Annotated in this window: 15 protein-coding genes; 6 read left to right on the top strand and 9 right to left on the bottom strand. The window is 60.5% G+C overall.

Annotation, left to right across the window (positions count from 1 at the left end; genetic code table 11):
• Positions 1-35: 35 nt before the first annotated feature.
• From WHX55_RS27590 to WHX55_RS27565, 6 genes are all read left to right on the top strand, one after another.
• On the top strand, positions 36-1,748 hold the full coding sequence (locus WHX55_RS27590) for a DUF2138 domain-containing protein (protein WP_353741653.1): 1,713 nt from the start codon (positions 36-38) through the stop codon (positions 1,746-1,748).
• Positions 1,718-2,383, top strand: a complete 666-nt coding sequence (locus WHX55_RS27585; protein ID WP_353741652.1) for a DUF1175 family protein — start codon at positions 1,718-1,720, stop codon at positions 2,381-2,383. The genes WHX55_RS27590 and WHX55_RS27585 overlap by 31 nt, the downstream gene beginning before the upstream one ends.
• On the top strand, positions 2,380-6,939 hold the full coding sequence (locus WHX55_RS27580) for an alpha-2-macroglobulin (RefSeq protein WP_353741651.1): 4,560 nt from the start codon (positions 2,380-2,382) through the stop codon (positions 6,937-6,939). Before WHX55_RS27585 ends, WHX55_RS27580 begins: the two co-directional genes overlap by 4 nt.
• A gap of 1 nt (position 6,940) precedes the next feature.
• Positions 6,941-8,560: a DUF2300 domain-containing protein gene (locus WHX55_RS27575; protein ID WP_353741650.1), complete on the top strand. Its 1,620-nt coding sequence runs from the start codon at positions 6,941-6,943 to the stop codon at positions 8,558-8,560.
• A gap of 3 nt (positions 8,561-8,563) precedes the next feature.
• The gene (locus tag WHX55_RS27570; protein ID WP_353741649.1) at positions 8,564-9,376 is read left to right on the top strand and encodes a DUF2135 domain-containing protein; all 813 of its coding nucleotides are present in this window, start codon (positions 8,564-8,566) and stop codon (positions 9,374-9,376) included.
• A 230-nt stretch (positions 9,377-9,606) separates the two neighbouring features.
• On the top strand, positions 9,607-10,536 hold the full coding sequence (locus WHX55_RS27565) for a PDDEXK nuclease domain-containing protein (RefSeq protein WP_353743090.1): 930 nt from the start codon (positions 9,607-9,609) through the stop codon (positions 10,534-10,536).
• A 305-nt stretch (positions 10,537-10,841) separates the two neighbouring features.
• On the opposite strand, the gene WHX55_RS27560 is transcribed toward WHX55_RS27565, so the two are convergent.
• The 9 genes from WHX55_RS27560 to WHX55_RS27520 form a co-directional block, all read right to left on the bottom strand.
• A complete protein-coding gene (locus WHX55_RS27560) occupies positions 10,842-11,588 on the bottom strand; it encodes a S24 family peptidase (RefSeq protein WP_150726938.1) in 747 nt (248 codons plus the stop codon).
• Between the two features lie 229 nt (positions 11,589-11,817).
• The gene (gene ppa, locus WHX55_RS27555; RefSeq protein WP_007990564.1) at positions 11,818-12,345 is read right to left on the bottom strand and encodes an inorganic diphosphatase; all 528 of its coding nucleotides are present in this window, start codon (positions 12,343-12,345) and stop codon (positions 11,818-11,820) included.
• 113 nt (positions 12,346-12,458) lie between these two features.
• Positions 12,459-13,271 carry a M90 family metallopeptidase gene (locus WHX55_RS27550; RefSeq protein WP_046041660.1) on the bottom strand — a complete coding sequence of 271 codons (813 nt, stop codon included), beginning with the start codon at positions 13,269-13,271 and terminating at the stop codon, positions 12,459-12,461.
• A gap of 4 nt (positions 13,272-13,275) precedes the next feature.
• Positions 13,276-13,932 (bottom strand): DedA family protein, encoded by a 657-nt coding sequence (locus tag WHX55_RS27545; protein ID WP_150757783.1) that lies wholly within the window; start codon positions 13,930-13,932, stop codon positions 13,276-13,278.
• Positions 13,933-14,202: 270 nt separating this feature from the next.
• Complete coding sequence (locus WHX55_RS27540) at positions 14,203-14,664, bottom strand: GNAT family N-acetyltransferase (protein ID WP_007990572.1); 462 nt, start codon at positions 14,662-14,664, stop codon at positions 14,203-14,205.
• 114 nt (positions 14,665-14,778) lie between these two features.
• Complete coding sequence (gene eutC / locus WHX55_RS27535) at positions 14,779-15,603, bottom strand: ethanolamine ammonia-lyase subunit EutC (protein ID WP_353741648.1); 825 nt, start codon at positions 15,601-15,603, stop codon at positions 14,779-14,781.
• 8 nt (positions 15,604-15,611) lie between these two features.
• Positions 15,612-17,006, bottom strand: coding sequence for an ethanolamine ammonia-lyase subunit EutB (locus tag WHX55_RS27530; RefSeq protein WP_150726941.1), 1,395 nt, complete (start codon positions 17,004-17,006; stop codon positions 15,612-15,614).
• Positions 17,007-17,202: 196 nt separating this feature from the next.
• On the bottom strand, positions 17,203-18,576 hold the full coding sequence (gene eat, locus WHX55_RS27525; RefSeq protein WP_353741647.1) for an ethanolamine permease: 1,374 nt from the start codon (positions 18,574-18,576) through the stop codon (positions 17,203-17,205).
• Between the two features lie 256 nt (positions 18,577-18,832).
• Positions 18,833-20,353: an aldehyde dehydrogenase family protein gene (locus WHX55_RS27520; RefSeq protein ID WP_353741646.1), complete on the bottom strand. Its 1,521-nt coding sequence runs from the start codon at positions 20,351-20,353 to the stop codon at positions 18,833-18,835.
• Positions 20,354-20,461: the final 108 nt, after the last annotated feature.

Genomic DNA, 20,461 nt, shown 5'->3' with positions numbered 1-20,461 from the left:
CCCCGCTCCACGGATGAACATCGGGTTTTGTGAACATGAGTGATAGCACTGTTACTCCGGCCGCTGGCGCCCCAGCGGTCAAACCTTCCCTGCATTGGCCCACGCTGCTGATCGGGATATGCCTGGTCGTTGTTGTGGCCGGTGGGCTGGGGTGGTTCATGCACAAGCCCAAGGCTCCGGCACCTGTGTTGGCCAGTGACAAACTGGGCATGAGCCGCCCGGATGGCCTGCTGGAAACCCATTCCCTGAGCCAGTTGCCCAAGGACCTGCTGGCGGTGCCGTTCCTCAAGGAAACCCTGACCGAAGATTTCGTCTTCTATTACGAAACCCACGCCGATCGCCTGGGGTTGATCGGCAGCTTGCGGCGGATCATCTACGAACATGACCTGAAGTTGCAGGACACCTTGATCGAGCAACTGTTCGATCAACCTGCAGACGTAGCGTTGTGGCGCGGGGCGGATGGGCGGCTCAAGGATTTCCTGCTGGTGATGGATCGCGGCGGGCTGGCCAAGGTGCTGGAGCCGCTGGCCAAAGTGGCGCTGGACGACTCGCAGTTGAGCAAGGTCGCTGACTTGAAAGTCGGTACCGATGACGTGGCGCTCTTTCAACTCAGTTACAACGCCAGCAAGGCGCTGCTGTTCGCGTCCCGTGGCGACAAACTGGTGGTGCTGTCCAACCCGGTGAAACTCTACGATCCGCAAAGTGGCGCAACGGAAGAATCGGGCAGCGTATCGACCACGGCCATTGCCGCGTTGCTCAATGGCGACAAACTGTTCCCCGAAGCCTTCGGCCTGCCGCCTCGTGCACCGGAGGTAAAACAACGCCTGTCGGTGAATGCCAGCGTGCTGGCCATGGGTTACCAACGCTTCATTCCGAACTTCGCCGGCTTGCGCTTCGACATGGACGACAAGGGCTGGCACAGCTTCCTGGCCATGGATGAGCTGGAGAATCAGCCGGACTTCGATTTCAAACCGATCTGGCAAGCCATGCCCATGGGTGCCAGCGCTTGCGTGGCGTTGCCGCTGGCTGCCGAACAACAGAAACCGCTGCTGGTGAAACTCGGTGCCGAAGATGACGTGGCACAAGCGTTGACCGAACACATGGCCGGCGCGGCGGGGCTTTGCTGGTACGCTGATTCGCGTCTGTACACGCCGTTGCTGGTGGCCAGTCTGAACGACGAGGATGGCGGCACGCTCGATGGCGATCTGGGCAAGCTGTTCGGCTCGATGGTCGGCGCCTATGAAGGCAATGTCGCCGAGCACGCATTCCCGGTGGTGGAGAAACAGGAAGGGCAGAGCCATCAGTGGCAGCGGCAAGTCAGTTCCAGTTTCGGCCCGTACAAAGCCAAGGACGCCGAAAATCCGGAGGCGATCAGCGGCAAGACGTTCATGCGTGTGAGCCTGGCCCGCCATGGCTCAACATTGCTGTTTTCCCTCGACGACAAGCTTGTGGATAAGGCCCTCGGCACCCTCGACAAACGCTTCCCGCCGATGGCCGACGTGGTACCGAAAGACCTGTTGATGCCGGTGTATTTCGGCCCCGATTCCATGGCGCAATTGATGCAGCAGGAAACCCTCGACAGCCTGCCTCAGGACATGGAACCGGTGTTCTACAACGCCGCGCAAACCTACCTGATCCCGAAACTGCGCAAGCTCGGCGGCTACGGTAAATACGCCCTGACCTTGCCCGAAGGCAGCGAGCCCGACGGCCATTGGCAATGGCTGCCGCTGGAGTGGAAAGCGCTGTGACGGCGTTGATCCGAAGTCTCGGCCTTCTGGCGTTGTTGCTGAGCGCGGGTGCCCACGCTGTCGAGGCACCATCGCTCGACCCACAGCAATCCCAGGTGTTTCGCGCCTGGTTCGTGCGCATCGCCCAGGAGCAACTCAGCCAGGGCCCGAGCCCCCGTTGGTATCAGCAAGACTGCGCCGGGCTGGTGCGTTTCGCCGCTAACGAAGCGCTGAAAGTCCATGACGACAAATGGCTGCGCAGCAATGGCCTGTCCAATCGTTACCTGCCGCCGGAGCTGCAACTGAGCGACGCCCAGCGCGGTCTTGCCCAGCAATGGCAGCAGGGCGGCGGCAAGGTCGGGCCATACGTCAATGCGATCAAATTGATCCAGTTCAACAGCCATCTGGTCAGCCGCGATGTGTCTCAAGCACGCCCTGGCGACCTGATGTTTTTCGATCAGGGCGATGACCAGCACCTGATGATCTGGATGGGCCGCTACATCGCCTATCACACCGGCACCAGCACACCCACCGACAACGGCATGCGTTCGGCAAGCCTGCAGCAACTCATGACATGGAAGGACACCCGATGGATACCCGACGCAGCCAACCCCAACTTCATCGGCGTCTATCGACTGAATTTTCTTTCCCAATGACCGGTGCCCGCATGCTGCGTTTTCTGTCTCTGATGTTGGTATTGGTGCTGCCTTTCTCGGCGGTTGATGCGGACGACTCGGTCCCGGCCAGCGGCTATGCGCCGGTGGCCGGCGAGAGTTTTTTCCTGCTGGCCGACAGCAGTTTTGCCAGCGATGAACCGGCGATGGTGCGCCTCGAAGCGCCGGGTCGCGACTATCGCCGGTTTCGCATGGAACCCTACGGCGGCGCAGACATTCGGGTGTATCGCATCGACAAGCCGCTGGATTTTCTCAAGCGCCAGAAGAACCTGCATCGGGTGGTCAGCGATGGCCAGTTCAAGGGAGAAGGTCTGTCCAATACCCTCGCGTACCTGTGGGACAACTGGTATCGCAAATCCCGTCGGGTGATGCAGCGGGCGTTTTCCTACGAGTCGCGTAAACAGGTCACCGAGGAAGTGCCGGAACTGAAGATGGGCAACGCGATGGCCGCGCCAACGCCCTACGATGCGCAGCCGCAATTCGCGCTGATACCGGGTTTGCCGGTGGTCACCCAGTTCCGTTATCCGTTGTGGCAGGCCAAGCCGATCCAGCCACCTGCGGGGGTGAACCTGGCCGGTTCTTCCAGTGAGTTCGTCAGCGTCGCGCCGGGCAACGTATACATCCCGTTGGGCAATCTCAAACCGGGTCTGTATCTGGTGGAAGCGCTGATCGGCAAGTACCGCGCGACCACCATGGTGTTCGTCTCCAACACCGTGGCGGTGAGCAAGATCGCCGGTGACGAATTGCTGGTGTGGGCCGCGCGCAAACACGAAGGCAGCTCGGTGCCGAAGGTCAATGTGTTGTGGACCGATGGCCTCGGCGTCATGAGCAGCGGCGCCACCGATACCGACGGCTTGCTGCGCCTGAAACACGTCAGCCCCGAGCGCTCGTTCGTGATCGGCGAAGACGAAGAGGGCGGGGTGTTCGTCTCCGAGAATTTCTACTACGACAGCGAAATCTACGACACCAAACTCTATGCCTTCACCGACCGGCCGCTGTATCGGCCGGGGGATTGGGTGTCGCTGAAAATCGTCGGGCGGGAGTTCAAGAACGCGCGGGACTCGGTGCAGCCAGGCGCGGCCGATGTCAATGTGACCGTGCTGGATGCGACCGGCACGGCGCTGCAATCCCTCGATCTGAAGCTCGATTCCAAGGCAGGCACTCAAGGCCGATTCCAGTTACCGGACAACGCCGTGGCCGGTGGATATGAACTGCGTTTCAACTACAAGGATCAGGCCTACAGCAGCGCCTTTCGCGTCGCTGAATACATCAAGCCGCACTTCGAGATTTCGCTCAATCTGACCAAGCAGGATTACCGTACTGGCGAGCCGGTCAAGGGCAACCTGGTGCTGCTGTACCCGGACGGAAAACCGGTGGCCAATGCGAAATTGAGCCTGAGCCTGCGCGCCCAACAACTGTCGATGGTCGACAACGAACTGCAATACCTCGGGCAATTTCCGGTAGAGCTGACCAGCACCGAATTGACCACCGACGCCAAGGGCAATGCGTCCCTCGATTTGCCGGCAGCGGACAAACCGAGTCGCTACATGCTCACCGTGTTTGCCAGCGACGGTGCGGCGTATCGGGTCAAGACCACCAAGGAAATCCTCATCGACCGTGGCGCGGCGAATTTCCGCTTGAGCGCGCCTCGGCGTTTCAGCGCGGTGGGTGACAAGGTTGCCTTCAGCTACACCCGCGAAGGCGAGCAGGCCGATGCCGTTACGCCGGGCAGCTATGGCTGGGTGCGTTTGGAGGACCAGAGCACCGGCGAAGGCAAACTTGCGGCAACCGACAAGGGGTTCATCCTGGCCTTCGATCGGCCGGGCACCTACAACCTGACGCTCAAGGATGATCATGGCCGGGTGGTCGGCGCCACCGGCCATTCGGTTACCGGCGAAGGTGTCAAAGCCGTACCCGGCACCGTGGAAATCGTCCTCGACAAGTCCGAGTACATCGCAGGCGATGAAGCGCTGGCGCTGATCACTTTCCCCGAGCCAGTGAGCGATGCGCTGCTTTCTCTGGAGCGCGATAAGGTCGAAGCGACCGCGCTGCTGTCCAGGGGCGGCGACTGGCTGAAGATGGAAAAACTCAGCGATACCCAATACCGCGCGCGCATCCCGGTGAAGGACGGCTTCGCGCCGAACCTGACCTTCTCGGTGCTGTACACCAAGGGCGGCCAGTACAGTTTCCAGAACGCCGGCATCAAGGTGGTGACACCACAGATCGACGTGGCCATCACCACGGATAAGGAAACCTATCAGCCGGGTGAAACCGTCTCTGTAGACCTGACCACCCAGTTCGCCGGCAAAGCGATTCCCGCGCACCTGACGGTCAGCGTGGTCGATGAAATGGTCTACGCCCTGCAACCGGAAGTGGCGCCGAGCATCGACCAGTTCTTCTATCACCCACGGCGCAACAACGTGCGCACCAGCGCCAGTTTGTCGTTCATCAGTTATGACGTCGCCTTGCCGGGTAGTCCCGGTGCACCGGGCAAAGCCAACCGCAGTGAACGCGGCGTGAAAGTGCTGGAGCGACCGCGTCGCGAGGACGTCGACACCGCTGCGTGGCAGCCTGAATTGCTGACCGATGCCAACGGCAAAACCCGCTTCACCTTCAAGATGCCTGACTCCCTGACCCGCTGGCGCATCACCGCCAGGGCCATCGCCGATGGCGGGCAGGTCGGGCAGAAGAAGCAATTCGTGCGCTCGGAAAAACCGCTGTACCTGAAGTGGAGCGGCCCGACCCGATTCCGCGCCGGCGACAAACCGGACCTCGGCGTGTTCGCTTTCAGCCAGGCCGAGAAACCGGTCAAGGCCGAACTGGTGACCCGTTACGCCGGCAACGAACAGCGGGTGCCCGTGACCCTGAACAGTGGCATCAACTACATCCCGTTGCCGACCTTTGAACTGGCCAATGGCGAGTGGAGCGCCGAACTGGTGCAGGATGGCAAAACCGCTGATGCCCTGGCGGTGCGCCTGAGCGCGACCGGTGAAGGCTGGCAGGTGACTCAAACCCAGAGCCTTGATGTGGGTGAGGGCGATACGCCGCTGACGTTGCCGGCGGACGCCAGTGATATCCGCCTGCGCCTGGATGACAGTCCGCAAGCGTTGTTCCGTTCTGCCCTCGACGATCTCTTGAGCTACCCCTACGGTGGCGTCGAGCAGACCGCCAGCCGCCTGCTGCCGTTGAGCATCGCCTACCCGACGCTGGCGGCGAATCCGCAGATCCGTGATCGTCTGCGCCTGATCATGCAAAACAGTCGCTTGCGCCTGGTGCAAATGGCCGGCCCTTCGGCGAGCTTCACCTGGTGGGGCATGGACGGCGAGCCCGATGCCTTCCTCACCGCCTACGCCTATTACGCCGACTGGCACGCTAGCCAGGTGCTGGAACTGAGCCTGCCGCCGGAGCATTGGCAGCGGGTGCTGGAGGTCTACGCCAAGCAGGCGAAGAACACGCCGCTGTTGCAGCGGGCGCTGATCCTGTCGTTCGCCAAACAGATGCAGTTGCCGGTCAACACCTTGCTCAGTGGCTTGATGGACGACCTGGCGAATGCGGGCGAGGGCACTGCCGCGAACCTGATGGAGGACGGCGAAGACAGCCTCGTCATGAGCGATCCGGATTCCGCCTTGGGGCTGGCTGCCGCTCGAGCGCTGACGGCATCACTGGCCAGGCAAGCGAAGGTCGTTTTGCCGGACGCGTTCAATCGGCAACTGGCCGACGCGCAGCAACGTCTGGCGGTCAGTTCCCAGCCGTTTGCCGAAGCGCTGAACCTGTCGCTGCAACCCTTCGATCAGGCTCACGCCCAGGCCTTGCTGCAACGTTTGCTGCCACAGCAATCGACTCTGGAACGTGCGTTGGCGTTGACCTGGCTGCAACGCAGCATCGAGCAGGCATCGCCCACCATTGCGTTGGCGCCGGGTGACGGCTGGAAGAAGCAGTACGGGGTTTCTGGTGAGATGTATTGGACGTGGCAGGGGGCTGCGCCAGTGCCGACGGTATTGACGCTGACCGGCGCCCAAGAGCGTCCGCTGCGCGCTGCATTGAGCTACCGCAGCCAACAGCCGGCGGTCGATCCGATGGCCGTGACCATCACCCGTCGCCTGTCGCGACTGGTGCCGGGGGATGAGGCCTTTACCTTCAAACTTGAGGCGGTCGGCAACGCGCCGCTGTCCAGCGACAACCTCTATCTCGACGAAGTGATCGTCACCAGCAAAGCCGCCAAGCCGTTGCGTTACGGGATGCTGGAAGTGCCGTTGCCACCGGGCGCCGATGTCGAGCGCACGACCTGGGGCATCAAGCTCATGGGCAAGGCTGGCACCGAACCGACATCGCTGGAGAAGGCGCGATTCGAACCGGGGCAAATGGCTTACGCCGTTCCGGTCGATGCCTTGAGTGGCGAATTGCGCCTGCGGCACTTGGTGCGTTTCTCGCAGAAGGGCCAGTTCAACTTGCCGCCGGTGCGTTTCACGCAGGTTTATGCGCCGCAGCATCAGGCGCTTGAACAAAAGGCAGCCCTTGGCCAGGTCACGGTTCACTGACGTGCACAGGCTGCTGATAGGTTGGTTGCTGTGTTTGATCCCTGTGCTGGCAGCGGCGCAGGACGAACCTTTGCGCCTGGCCTTCAAGGGCGACTTGTTGTCGCTGAGCCGAACGCAGGTGATCACCCGCGAGCCGTTGCCGCAGACGTTGCAGACGCCGCTGGGCAGTGTGTGGAAGTTGTTCGTCTACGCCTGGCTGGTGGACACCGGCGCGCGTGAGCCGGCTTATGAATGTCGCGGCCAGTCGAAGGAAGAGGTTTATTGCTGCACGGCGGGCGGCAGGATCGAGCGTGATCAGGCGTTGGTGAAGTCATGCGGTCTGTATTTCGAGCCCGCGCGGTTGGGCATCGGCGATGCCGACTGGCGAGCCTATTGGCAGGCGCGCCAGGCGCCGCAATGGTTGCTGGATTTGCCTTCGTTGCAACCGGCTACACGGGTTTCGGTAGCAGAACTGTTGAAGGTGTTGGCCGTGCTGCCGGCGCAGGATCAAGCCCGACGTGTGTTGCTCGATGTGGTGCTCAATGCCGCCGATGGCCATGTCGTCGGCGAACTCGGAAGCCGCCTGCGGGTCAAGACCTGGAGCTGGCTGGCGGATCAGGATGCTGCATCGCGTCAGGGCGGGTTTGCCGGTTGGACGGCGGACGCTACACCGGTCTGGGCCGGCGGGCGCGGTACGAGTCAACGGGTTCTTCGAGATTACGCGCAGGCACTGTCTACGGTGATCCCTGTTGCATGGCCTGTGGATGCAGGGCAGTGCGTAGAGGTCGACCTGTTCTCCCGCTATCCACTTCGGCGCGTGCTGTCAGAGGGCACCGCGTTGATTTCCGGGGCATTGCAGGGTGATTACCGCGTCGAATTCGCCAACGGCAATGCGCTGGATATTCACAGCGACGGTGAACTGTTTCTGATGAGCGACAAGCTCGTGGCTCGTCTGGATCGCGAAGAGTACGTTGCCCGTGTTCTTCAGCGCGAAGCCAGTGCCGAACCGGTCGAGGCCGCCAAAGCCCTGGCCGTGGCCATCCGCACTTACCTGCTGCAAAACGCCACGCGCAGCGGTGACTGCCTCAGCATCGATGACAGCAGCAGCCGTCAGCGGGTCGCACCGCGTCCGGCGTCGTCCGAGGCTCGCGACATCGCCGCCTGGACCAGCGACCTGGTGCTGGCCGGCAGCACCGTCACCTACCATTCCGATCAACCCGGCCCGGACAAACTGTCCTGGCAGCAAGCCGTCGAACAGGCCCGTGCCGGCCAGCGCTACGACGCCATCCTGCTGCACGCCTACCCACGCGCCAGTCTCAGTCGCTGGGACAACCCGGTCGCGTCCTGCGAAGCGTTGCCCGCCGCGCACGAATGGCTGCAGAAACAACGGCGCGGCTGGCGCCAGAAACTTGAAAGCGAAACCGGCTACAACGAAGTCAGCACCTTCGCCGTCTGCCGCCTGGCCTTCGGCCGCCCCTATGTCGACCGTGAACGTCAGCGCATCTACGTGCGTGGCGCGCAGACACTGCAAGACCGCCTCGACCTGACCCACGAATACCTGCACCTGGCCTTCGACGCACACCCCAACGGCCAGGACGAAACCTACATCGAAGGGCTCGCCCGCCACCTCTTGCTGGAATAGTCCATGAAACTCCGTTATCCACAGGTCTTGCTGTTGCTCTGTTCGCTGGTGGCGTTGCCATCGGTGATGGCGGCTGACAGCGTCAAACTCGACACCCCCGCAGGCGGTTGGCGCACCGGCGCGCCTGAGGGCGAAGGGGAAAACTTCCGGCAGACCGTCAACTACCCGGCCTCGTCGGTGAATACCCCGGCAGGGCAGGCCAACACCGCTCGCATCAGCGGGCAGATCAAAGCCACAGCCAAATCCACAGAGCCCGGTCGGCTGATCGTCAACGGAGTGAGCATGCCGCTGAAAATCGACCCGGCCGGCCGCTTCGATCGCCCGTTCTCATTCCCCAACGGCAGCAACAGCGTCGAGGTTCGCAGCCCTGATGGTCAGCAGCGTCAACGCACGCAATTTCTCAACAGCAGCGGCGGTGCGACCCCGGCCAAATTGCGCGTATTGCTGGCGTGGGACAGCGACGGCACCGACCTCGACCTGCACCTGATCACTCCCGACGGCGCGCACATCTGGTACGGCGACCGCGTCGCCCCCAACGGTGCCGCGCTCGACGTCGACGTCACCACCGGCTTCGGCCCGGAAATCTTCGCCATGCCCGCGCCGATCAAGGGGCAATATCTGGTGTATGTGAACTACTTCGGCGGCGGCTACAGCAATGATGAGGAGGGGCAGGAAGACGCGGTGCAAGCGCTGACCACGGCGCAGGTGACGGTGATCACCGAGGAAGGCACGCCGAGCGAGAAGATGGAGACCTTCCTGGTGCCGATGCGTGCGGTGGGGGAGTTGACGTTGGTGAAGTCGTTCAGTTATCCGTGAGGTGAGGTACAACTTACGCAGGCTTTGCACACGGCGAGGTGGAGGCCTATTAGCGTTGTTTCATGCAGAAATACATTGTGAATGTTCCTGCATCGGCATCAGGAGTAATTGAAAGGGCCCTCCAACTGACATGGAAATGCCCTAACGTGAATGAGCTTCGTAGCAATATCTCTCTCGATTCTGCTTTCAACGAAATCACCCAACTGATTGTGGCGGCACGACAACGCGCCATGCAGGCGGTCAACACTGAGCTGATTGAACTGCACTGGCAGGTTGGGGCCTACATCAGTCGCAAAATTGAAGCGGCGGAGTGGGGTGATGGAGTCGTCGCCCAGTTGGCTATGCACCTTGAGCGCACACAGCCTGGACTGCGTGGGTTTACGCGACGAAATCTATTTCGAATGCGCCAGTTCTATGAGGCATACAGGGGCGATGCAAAAGTGTCAGCACTGCTGACACAATTACCCTGGACCCAGAATCTGATCATCCTCAACCAGAGCAAACGCCCGGAGGAGCGTGAGTTTTACCTGCGCATGGCAATCCAGGAGAAGTGGTCGAGCCGCGAACTGGAGCGTCAGTTCAAGGCAGCTCTGTTTGAACGTTCAGTGGTCAGCCCGGCAAAAGTGTCAGCACCGCTGAGACAAATTCATCCCCAGGCCCTGGATGTGTTCAAGGATGCCTACGTGGTCGAGTTTCTGGCTCTGGAGCGTGGTCATGCAGAGACTGACTTGCATGGAGGCCTGTTGCACAAGCTCAGGGATTTTCTGATCGAACTGGGCAGGGACTTCTGCTTTGTGGGTTCACAATATCCGTTGCAGGTAGGTGGGCGGGACTTTGCGCTGGATCTGTTGTTTTTCCACCGTGGGCTGAACTGCCTGGTGGCGATCGAACTCAAGGTCGGGCGCTTTGAGCCGGAATACTTGGGGAAGATGGATTTTTATCTTGAAGCGTTGGACCGCAATGTCCGCAAGCCACACGAAAACCCGGCGCTCGGCGTATTGCTGTGCGCGAGCAAAGAGGACGAAATCGTCGAGTACGCCCTGAACCGCTCACTGTCACCTGCCTTGATCGCGGAGTACCACACCCAATTGCCAGACAAGAAACTGTTGCAAGCCAAGTTGCAGGAGTTTTATGCGCTGAATACTGAAGGGACTGAGTGATTTTTGTTGTGAATCACTTTCTTTCAGGCATTAAAAAGCCGGCTTGTGGCCGGCTTCTCGGGGACTGGCTTGGATCATTTTTGGTAAACCGCGCCAGCCTTCAAAACGTACACCCGGATCTTGCGTCCGGCTGTGGGACCTGGTGAGAAAGTCATCTGCCAGGTCAGTGCATCTGAGCCGCAAGGTGGGTCGATGCGCAAATGTGGGGCGCAGCATACGCAGGTTTGACGCAAATTCCCAGCGGGAAGTGCCGGGCAGAGCCGTTTGGCCACCCGGGTGGGCGGCCGATGGGCGTTCTGGAGCGCTTAAAGAAACGGCACCGCCGGCCGCCGTTTGTTCAGGGTCGACCACCAGAACACCCAGCCCAGCACCCTGATGTTCTGCTCTTCGATTTGTGCGGCCCTGAAGATTTCATCCGGGTACTCGGCGCGGTTGTGGCTGCGCAGTCGCAGGGAGTTGCCCGGTAGTCGGTGCAGGTACTTGATGCGTAGCATGCCGTCATGTTCGATGGCGTAGATCTCGCCATCGATAATCTGAGTCAGGCCACGGTCAATCGCCAGGGTCGAACCGTCTTCAATTTTCTCTCCCATGCTGTTACCGCTCATGAAGACACAGATGGCGTCGGCGTGGTTGATTTCCAGGGAATCAAGGTGGCTGCGGGGCAGGCGGATGGATTGCCCGGGGTCTTCTATGACGTGGGTCTCGTTGGAGCCCGGGGCGATGACAGCTTCTTTGTACAAAGGCAGTTCGACGTCGACAGGCTCGATGACCGTGTAGACACCGCGGATGGTCTGGGCATCGAAGGTGTTGCCGGTTTCGTCGAGCAGGCGCAGGTGTTGGGCGTCTTTCGAGCCTTCGCCGGTTTTCAGCCAGTCGCTGCTGACGGAGAGTTTTCTGGCGACTTCTTCCATGCAGTGGGCGGGCACACCGCGGGTGTACCAGTTATGTACATTTTGCGGAGCCGTATCCAGGAATTCGGCAAATCCGGTGGTCGTGATGCTCGCTGCTTCGAGGAGCGCTTTGAAGCGTGGGCCGCTAGTGTTCTTTTTCATGAACGCGAGTCTACTGGCGGCTAACAAGGGTTTGAATAAACGCCTCGTTCAAATTTTGCGGGAAATTTACGACTGGATGTAAGACGCTCTTGGGGAATTTTAAACAAGTAAAAACCAAGATCGAGGAAGGTTAAACGCAATGTTTAGCGTGCTTATCAAGCGCCCACAAAAAACCCCGGATCAACCGGGGTTTTTCTTGAAGCTTGTCGCTTGAAGCACGCGGCTGCTCTTAACCTTTGTAGGCAGCAACCGACTTGGTGATCGCTTCGCGGGCGGCGTCTGCGCCGGCCCAGCCTTCGATCTTCACCCATTTGCCTTTTTCGAGATCTTTGTAGTTCGCGAAGAAGTGCTCGATCTGCTGGATCAGCAGCGCTGGCAAGTCGGTGTATTCCTTCACGTCGACGTACAGCTGGGACAGCTTGTCGTGTGGGACTGCGATGACTTTGGCATCGCCGCCGCCGTCGTCGGTCATGTTCAGGATGCCGACCGGACGGGCACGGATTACCGAACCTGGAGCAACCGGGTAAGGGGTTACGACCAGCACGTCGAGGGGATCACCGTCGTCAGCCAGGGTGTTCGGGATGTAACCGTAGTTGGCCGGGTAGAACATTGGGGTGGCCATGAAACGGTCAACGAACAGGCAATCGCTGTCTTTGTCGATTTCGTATTTGATCGGCGCGTGGTTGGCCGGAATCTCGATCGCGACGTAGATGTCGTTCGGCAGGTCTTTGCCAGCCGGAATCTTGCTGTAGCTCATTGGGCGTTGCCCCCGTTAGTTGACCAAAAACACTTGGCCGGATTGACCAAAAAGTGGCGGCGATTATAGGCATATTCCTGTATCGACGCCATGGACCAGAAGTCGTATGGCGCTCACTGGTGTGCCTGATAGACAGGATCATGCGCCTGAAGTTGCTTCAACCTCGCCAGCGGGTCCTGGCGATAGAACAGCTTCAACTGCTGGTACACCTGTGGATAGGCCTCGTGCAGCAAATCCGGGGCGCTGAAGAAGTATTCGCTGGTGACGGCGAAGAACTCGGCAGGGTTCTCGGCGGCATACGGGTCGATGGCAGTTTCGGCATCGGGATTGCGTTCCAGTTGCCGGTCGAGGTCGTCGTAGGCCTCTTGCATGACGCTGGCCCAGTCGCTGACGCGCATGTCGGGATGCAACGGCGGCAGGCCGTTGGCGACGCCGTTGAGCATGTCGAGTTTGTGCGCCAGTTCGTGGATCACCAGGTTGTAGCCTTCCCAGCCACCACTGGCCATTACGCCGGGCCAGGCGAGGATGATCGGGCCTTGCTGCCAGGCTTCACCGCTGTGTTCACCGTCCCATTCGTGCTCGACGCCGCTGGCATCGCGATGGCGCTGGGGGCTGAGGAAGTCATCGGGGTAGAGAATGATTTCGTGGAAACCCTGATACCAGTTCAGGTCGCCGAGGTGCAGCAGTGGCAATTGCGCCTGGGCTGCGAGCAGCAAGCGTTGTTCCTGATGCAGTTCGACACCGGGCAGGGCGCTCAGGTGCTTGTCTTCGAGGAACAGCACGCAGGCTTCGCGCAACCATTGGTCTTCGGCGGCGCTGATGCCATCGAGAAAACTCAGGTGATGGCGCACCCGTTGCCACATGTCATCGGCAATCGGGTGTTTTGCCAGGGTGCGCCGGCGACGCCAGGCGCTCAGGGACCACATCGTGTCAGCGCGATTCGGCTTTGGAGTTCGAACCCGCAAGTCGGTTACGCACCATGCCAATGATCATCGGCACCAGCGAGAGCAGGATGATGCCGACTACCAGTAGCGACAGGTTCTTCTTGATGAACGGCACGTTGCCGAAGAAGTAACCGAGCGTCACCAGGCCGCCGACCCACAGGATGGTGCCCAGCACGCTGAAGGCAAAGAAGCGCGGATAAGGCATTTTCCCCACGCCGGCGACGAACGGTGCAAAAGTACGGATGATCGGCAGGAAGCGCGCCAGGGTCACGGTTTTGCCGCCGTGCTTGTCGTAGAAGTCGTGGGTTTGTTGCAGGTAGTCGCGACGGAAGATCTTCGAGTCCGGATTGCTGAACAGTTTTTCACCCGCCGTTCGTCCGATGATGTAGTTGGTGCTGTCGCCCAGGATCGCCGCCAGCATCAGCAGGCCGCCGAGCAGTACCGGGTCCATGCCACCACCGGCCGCCACGGCGCCGGCAATGAACAGCAAGGAGTCGCCCGGCAGGAAGGGCATGACCACAAGGCCCGTTTCACAGAAGATCACCATGAACAGAATGGCGTAGATCCATGCCCCGTAGTTGGTTACAAGCATGTCGAGGTAGACGTCGAGATGCAGGACAATGTCGATCGGGTTGAAATCCATGGATAGCACCTGTGGTGACGGCCCGTCTCAGCAGGCCTGTGCGGATGACTTCGCGTAAGACTACGGATAGGGGTAGTTTTTCTTACAAGCCGGGAATATCGGGATTATACGAGGCGAGTGGTGAAAATCGCGTCGAGATTGTAGCGGGGAATGTCATGACAGGGCTGATGTTTGATAACGAACAGATGGGAGCGAGCCTGTTCGCGATGCCGTCGCCTCGTTGGACCAGTGTAATCCGATCGATGCCATCGCGAGCAGGGTGCAGGTGATTCAGAGTTCGTCGCTGATCGGCAGCACATAGTTCTTGAATTCGGTGTCTTCCTTGAATCCGATGGACTCGTAGGTTTTCTGCGCGACTTCGTTGTTGCTGCTGGTGGAAACACGCATGCGCACGGCATTGGTTTCCTTGGCCATTTTTTTTGCTGTGCGGATCAGGTTGTCGGCCACCAACTGGCGGCGGGCGTCCTCGGCGACATAGATATCGTTGAGGATCCACACACGTTTGAGCGAAAGCGAGGAGAAGCTCGGGTATAGCTGGCAGAAGCCCATCAGTTTGTTGCTGTCGTCATCGGACAGCGCCAGGTAGATCACCGACTCCTTGCGACGCAGGCGTTTTTCGAGGAACGCCCGGGACGAGTCCGGATACGGCAGGGAACCATAAAACTCGCGATATTTGACGAACAACGGGGTCAGCAGGTCCAGGTGTTCGAGGGTCGCTTGAATAATCCGCATGGTAGGTCTCGTCTTCAAGTGGCTGTCTTACGTCTCTGACGGCGATGGGAAACCCTTGGCGGCCGCGCAACGATCCTGCCTGAAACTGGTACGAATGTGCAATGCGCAAGCGGTTCAGGCATTCGGCGGGCCAAGCAGGAAATTACCTTTCATGTCGCCTCCCGTGTCCGACTCCAGTGTCTGAACCTGCGCTTCGTCCTTCAGATTGACCCCTGACAACTGCCGCCGGCAGGCTTCGCGCATCAAATACAGCAAACGGTGTGCCGCCATGCCATAGCTCAGGCCTTCGAGTCGGACATTGGAGATGCAATTACGGTAGGCATCGGTAAGGCCCACCTTGGGATTGTAGGTGAAATATAAACCCAGGCTGTCCGGAGAGCTGAGGCCAGGGCGTTCGCCAATGAGGATCACGGTCATTTTTGCGCCAAGCAACTCACCGATCTCATCGGCGACGGCCACCCGGCCCTGTTCCACGAGTACGACCGGCGCAATAGTCCAGTTGTCCCCGGCCATTTGCTCTTCGAAGCGCGCTAGAAACGGCAGGGTATGGCGATGAACGGCCAGTGCCGACAGGCCGTCGGCGACCACGATCACCAGATCCACGCCTCCCGGATGGGCCGCCGCGTAATCACGCAGGGTCTGCGCCGAGGCACCACTGAGTTTTCGCCCCAGATCGGGGCGTTGCAGGTAGGTGTTGCGATCCGTCGCCGCACTGTGCAGCAAAAGACATTCGCGATCACGTTCGGCCAATTGCGCATTGAGGAAGGCATGCTCAAACGGCAAGTGCACCGCATCCCGCGCCTGAGCGTGGGCGTATTGGAAGTCCAGTTGCGCGCGGGTGGGAATGCTGGTGCCGGTGCGGCCCAGAGCGATTCGCGCCGGCGTCAGGCGCCGCAGTTCCAGCCAAGGGTTGTGTGGATCGAAGGGTAGTTTATCCATGTCAATGCTTATCCCAGTTGCGCCAAGGCCTGCCGGAAGGCTGGCGGTAGGCTGTCGCCGAAGAGAACCCTGCCATCCGCTTGAGTGAAGATGCCCATTTTCGCCAGCCACTGCTCGAACTCCGGCGCGGGCTTCAACCCCAGGGTCTGCCGCGCGTAGAGCGCATCGTGGAACGAGGTGGTCTGGTAGTTGAGCATGATGTCGTCGGAGCCGGGGATGCCCATGATGAAGTTGATCCCGGCGACGCCCAGCAGGGTCAGCAGGGTGTCCATGTCATCCTGGTCGGCTTCGGCGTGGTTGGTGTAGCAGATGTCGCAACCCATGGGCACACCGAGCAATTTGCCGCAGAAGTGGTCCTCCAGGCCGGCGCGGATGATCTGTTTGCCGTTGTACAGGTATTCCGGGCCGATGAAGCCGACGACGGTATTCACCAGGAACGGTTTGAAATGCCGCGCAACGGCATAGGCCCGGGTTTCGCAGGTTTGCTGATCGACGCCGTGATGGGCGTTGGCCGACAGGGCGCTGCCCTGGCCGGTTTCGAAGTACATCAGGTTCTGGCCCAGCGTGCCGCGATTGAGGCTCAATCCTGCGTCGTAACCTTCCTGCAATATATTGAGGTTGATGCCGAAACTGGCGTTGGCCGCTTCGGTGCCGGCGATAGACTGGAACACCAGGTCCAACGGGACGCCGCGATTGACCGCTTCGATCGACGTGGTGACATGGGTCAACACGCAAGCCTGGGTCGGGATTTCGTAGCGCTGGATGATCGCGTCGAGCATCTCCAGCATGGCGCAGATCGAGGCGATGCTGTCGGTGGCCGGGTTGATGCCGATCATGGCATCGCCGTTGCCGTGCAGCAGGCCGTCGAGAATGCTCGCGGCGATGCCCGCCGGTTCGTCGGTGGGGTGATTCGGTTGCAAGCGCGTGGACAGGCGACCGCGCAGGCCCAGGGTGCCGCGAAACTGCGTGACCACGCGGATTTTTTGCGCCACCAGCACCAGATCTTGTACGCGCATGATCTTCGACACGGCGGCGGCCATTTCCGGGGTGAGGCCGGGGGCGAGGGCGCGCAGGACCTGCTCGTCGGCGGCATCGCTGAGCAGCCAGTCGCGAAAGCCGCCGACGGTGAGGTGGCTGACGACCGCGAAGGCTTGTTTGTCGTGGGTGTCGATGATCAGGCGGGTGACTTCATCGGACTCATAGGGAATCAACACTTCTTGCAGGAAGTGGGATAGCGGAATGTCGGCCAAAGTCATCTGGGCCGCGACGCGCTCGCCGTCATTGAGGGCCGCGACGCCAGCCAGAAAATCCCCGGAACGCGCCGGACTGGCCTTGGCCATTACATCCTTGAGGCTGTCGAAGCGATAGGTCTGGGCGCCGACGGAATGGGCATATACGGCCATGGGGCGGGGCCTCCTGTTATGTACAAGTCTTCAGTTCACGACCGACCCTTGTGGGAGCGAGCCTGCTCGCGATGCGGGCGACTCGGTCTGGTATTTACACTGCGGTGATGCAATCGCGAGCAGGCTCGCTCCCACAGGGAATCGGTGTGCACTTCAATAATGCAGGCGCCGGGCAGGGGGCCCGGTGCCGGTGCATTTAGATACCTTCGAGCATAGCGTCTGCCGGTGCCTCGGAACGTTGCTTGGCGGTCAGCTGGAAGTACAGGTAGCCGGCAATCATGAAACCGAGGAAAACCAGGCCGATCACGGTGTTGAACCAGGCCATCGCCACCAGGCACACCACCGCCAGAAACAGCGCGATCCCCGGCACGATCGGATAGCCCGGCGCGCGGAAGGTGCGCTCCAGGTTCGGTTCGGTCTTACGCAGCTTGAACAGGCTCAGCATACTGATGATGTACATCACGATGGCACCGAATACCGACATGGTGATCATCGCCGCCGTCAGGGTCATGCCCTGCAGGTTGATCAGGCCGTCGCTGTAGATCGCCGCGATACCGATCACACCGCCGGCCAGAATCGCCCGATGCGGCGTCTGGAAGCGCGAGAGTTTGGCCAGCCCCTTGGGCAGGTAACCGGCGCGAGCCAGGGCGAAGAACTGCCGAGAATAGCCAAGAATGATCCCGTGGAAACTTGCCACCAGACCGAACAGGCCGATCCATACCAGCATGTGCATCCAGGTCGAATTGTCGCCGACCACGGCTTTCATCGCCTGGGGCAGCGGATCGTTGATGTTCGACAGTTGACGCCAGTCGCCGACGCCGCCCGCCATCACCATCACGCCGATGGCCAGGAACACCAGGGTCAGAATGCCGCTGACATAGGCCCTGGGGATCGTGCGTTTCGGGTCCTTGGCTTCCTCGGCGGCCATGGCCGCACCTTCGATGGCGAGGAAGAACCAGATCGCAAAGGGGATCGCCGCAAAAATCCCGGGAATCGAGCCCATCGTGAACTCGTTCGAACCCGACCAGCCATTGAGCACGAAGTTGCTGAAGCTGAAGCCCGGGGCGACCACGCCCATGAACACCAGCAATTCAGCGACTGCGAGCACGGTGACCACCAATTCGAAGGTGGCCGCGATGCTGACGCCGAGGATGTTCAGGCCCATGAACACGAAATAGGCGCCAACGGCGGCGATCTTCGGGTCCAGTTCCGGGTATTGCACATTGAGGTAGGCGCCGATGGCCATGGCGATGGCCGGTGGCGCAAAGACGAATTCGATCAGGGTGGCGATGCCGGCGATCAACCCGCCTTTCTCACCAAAGGCCCGGCGGCTGTAGGCAAACGGCCCGCCAGCGTGGGGAATTGCAGTCGTCAGTTCGGTGAAGCTGAAGATGAAGCAGGTGTACATCGTCGCCACCATCAACGCGGTGACGAGAAAACCCAGCGTGCCTGCGGTGCCCCAGCCGTAACTCCAGCCGAAGTACTCGCCGGAAATCACCAGGCCGACGGCAATGCCCCATAAATGCAGGGTGCCGAGTGTGGGTTTGAGCTGTGTGGAAGAAATAGTCATAAGTCCTCTCTAGTTTTTATTGTTCGATCTTTTGGACTTTCGGGTACGACGGGTTGGGTGCAATTCCTGAATGACGGGTACGCAAGGCCCGTGCCAGAGCGGCCAGGCGTTGGGTGTTGAGTCATTTAGGACGCTATCGCGAGCAAGCTCGCTCCCACAGGGATCTCTGGTGTGTTGCAAATCCACTGTGGGAGCGAGCTTGCTCGCGATGGCTGCTTGAAGGGCGACACAGAAACACCTGTGTCGCCCCCGGTTTTTAGAAGAAGCCCAGTGGATTGATGTCGTAACTCACCAGCAGGTTTTTGGTCTGCTGATAGTGGTCGAGCATCATCTTGTGGGTTTCACGGCCGACGCCGGACTTCTTGTAGCCACCAAACGCGGCGTGCGCCGGGTACAGGTGGTAGCAGTTGGTCCAAACACGACCGGCCTTGATGGCGCGGCCCATGCGGTAGGCGCGGTTGATGTCGCGGGTCCAGAGGCCGGCGCCCAGGCCGAACTCGGTGTCGTTGGCGATGGCCAGGGCTTCGGCTTCATCCTTGAAGGTGGTGATGCTCACCACCGGGCCAAAGATTTCTTCCTGGAACACGCGCATTTTGTTGGTGCCCTTGAGCAGGGTCGGCTGGATGTAATACCCGCTCGCCAGGTTGCCCTCGAGTTTTTCCACCTTGCCGCCGGTCAGCAACTCGGCGCCTTCGCCCTTGGCGATTTCCAGGTACGAAAGGATTTTGTCGAATTGCTGCTCGGACGCCTGGGCGCCGACCATGGTGTCGGTGTCCAGCGGGTCGCCACGTTTGATTTGCAGGACCTTCTTCATCACCACTTGCATGAATTCGTCGTAGATCGACTCTTGCACCAGTGCGCGGGAAGGGCAGGTGCAGACTTCGCCCTGGTTGAAGAACGCCAGCACCAGGCCTTCGGCGGCCTTCTCGATGAAGGACGGCTCGGCCTTCATGATGTCTTCGAAGAAGATGTTCGGCGATTTGCCACCCAGCTCCACGGTGGACGGAATGATGTTTTCCGCCGCGCATTTCATGATGTGCGAGCCGACCGGGGTCGAGCCGGTGAAGGCAATCTTGGCGATGCGTTTGCTGGTGGCCAGGGCTTCACCGGCTTCTTTACCGAAGCCTTGCACCACGTTCAGCACGCCCGGCGGCAGCAGGTCGCCAATCAGCTCCATCAGCACGGTAATGCCCAGTGGCGTTTGCTCGGCAGGCTTGAGCACCACGCAGTTGCCAGCGGCGAGAGCCGGGGCGAGTTTCCAGGCGGCCATCAGGATCGGGAAGTTCCACGGAATGATCTGCCCGACCACGCCCAGCGGCTCATGGATGTGATAGGCCACGGTATTGCCGTCGATTTCGGCAGCGCTGCCTTCCTGAGCGCGAATGCAACCGGCGAAGTAGCGGAAGTGGTCGGCGGCCAGCGGGATGTCGGCGTTGAGGGTTTCACGCACGGCTTTGCCGTTGTCCCAGGACTCGGTGATCGCCAGCAGTTCCAGGTTCTGTTCGATGCGGTCGGCGATTTTCAGCAGCACCAGCGAGCGCGCCTGGGCGGACGTGGCGCCCCAGGCATCGGCAGCGGCGTGGGCAGCGTCCAGGGCCTTGTCGATGTCTTCGGCCGTGGAGCGGGGGAATTCGGCAATTGGTTGGCCATTCACTGGCGAGGTATTGGTGAAGTACTGACCTTTGACAGGCGCGACGAACTCGCCGCCGATGTAGTTACCGTATTTGGCTTTGAACGAAACGATAGCGCCTTCAGTACCGGGGTGAGCGTAACGCATGGTGGTCTCTCCTTGCTTTTGTGCTTATAGGGAGTCGCGCATGTGCGCTTGCTTTAAGCGTAGAGCAAGGGCCGGGCCAGTGCCTTGCATGTCAGGTAAATCAAGGCC

This window comes from Pseudomonas fluorescens, assembly GCF_040448305.1.
GTDB lineage: Bacteria > Pseudomonadota > Gammaproteobacteria > Pseudomonadales > Pseudomonadaceae > Aquipseudomonas > Aquipseudomonas fluorescens_BH.
Note: the sequence above shows the minus strand (reverse complement) of the source record. Positions and strands in the feature narration are given on the sequence as shown.

Excerpts from the sequence above, each read along its gene's own strand:
- WHX55_RS27590 (WP_353741653.1), top strand. The coding sequence starts at position 36 with ATGAGTGATAGCACTGTTACTCCGGCCGCTGGCGCCCCAGCGGTCAAA.
- WHX55_RS27585 (WP_353741652.1), top strand. The coding sequence starts at position 1,718 with ATGGCTGCCGCTGGAGTGGAAAGCGCTGTGACGGCGTTGATCCGAAGT.
- WHX55_RS27580 (WP_353741651.1), top strand. The coding sequence starts at position 2,380 with ATGACCGGTGCCCGCATGCTGCGTTTTCTGTCTCTGATGTTGGTATTG.
- WHX55_RS27570 (WP_353741649.1), top strand. The coding sequence starts at position 8,564 with ATGAAACTCCGTTATCCACAGGTCTTGCTGTTGCTCTGTTCGCTGGTG.
- WHX55_RS27565 (WP_353743090.1), top strand. The coding sequence starts at position 9,607 with ATGCAGGCGGTCAACACTGAGCTGATTGAACTGCACTGGCAGGTTGGG.
- WHX55_RS27560 (WP_150726938.1), bottom strand. The coding sequence starts at position 11,588 with ATGAAAAAGAACACTAGCGGCCCACGCTTCAAAGCGCTCCTCGAAGCA.
- ppa (WP_007990564.1), bottom strand. The coding sequence starts at position 12,345 with ATGAGCTACAGCAAGATTCCGGCTGGCAAAGACCTGCCGAACGACATC.
- WHX55_RS27550 (WP_046041660.1), bottom strand. The coding sequence starts at position 13,271 with ATGTGGTCCCTGAGCGCCTGGCGTCGCCGGCGCACCCTGGCAAAACAC.
- WHX55_RS27545 (WP_150757783.1), bottom strand. The coding sequence starts at position 13,932 with ATGGATTTCAACCCGATCGACATTGTCCTGCATCTCGACGTCTACCTC.
- WHX55_RS27540 (WP_007990572.1), bottom strand. The coding sequence starts at position 14,664 with ATGCGGATTATTCAAGCGACCCTCGAACACCTGGACCTGCTGACCCCG.
- eutC (WP_353741648.1), bottom strand. The coding sequence starts at position 15,603 with ATGGATAAACTACCCTTCGATCCACACAACCCTTGGCTGGAACTGCGG.
- WHX55_RS27530 (WP_150726941.1), bottom strand. The coding sequence starts at position 17,006 with ATGGCCGTATATGCCCATTCCGTCGGCGCCCAGACCTATCGCTTCGAC.
- eat (WP_353741647.1), bottom strand. The coding sequence starts at position 18,576 with ATGACTATTTCTTCCACACAGCTCAAACCCACACTCGGCACCCTGCAT.
- WHX55_RS27520 (WP_353741646.1), bottom strand. The coding sequence starts at position 20,353 with ATGCGTTACGCTCACCCCGGTACTGAAGGCGCTATCGTTTCGTTCAAA.